1 pseudogene is annotated in these 201 nt (G+C 72.6%); it reads right to left on the bottom strand.

Annotated elements, in window-relative coordinates:
- Positions 1-201, bottom strand: a pseudogene (locus tag QCD75_RS22150) (NADP-dependent phosphogluconate dehydrogenase); the annotation flags it as partial.

The following is a 201-nucleotide window of genomic DNA, read 5'->3' as shown; positions in this document are numbered from 1 at the left end:
CGCCGCCGGCGAGCAGCTCCTGGGCCAGCTTCCGCTGCTCCGCCTGCGACGACAGGGCCCGGGCGAAGACTGATTCGGCGATGCCCGACGTCGGGGAGCCCAGCTCGAGCGCGGAGATGACCGTCCAGCGGCCGGTGCCCTTCTGCCCGGCCGCGTCCACCACGACGTCAACGAACGGCTTGCCGGTCTTCGCGTCCACGT

This window comes from Arthrobacter sp. PsM3 (genome assembly GCF_030433895.1).
In the GTDB taxonomy this organism is placed as follows: Bacteria; Actinomycetota; Actinomycetes; order Actinomycetales; family Micrococcaceae; genus Arthrobacter.
Note: the sequence above shows the minus strand (reverse complement) of the source record. Positions and strands in the feature narration are given on the sequence as shown.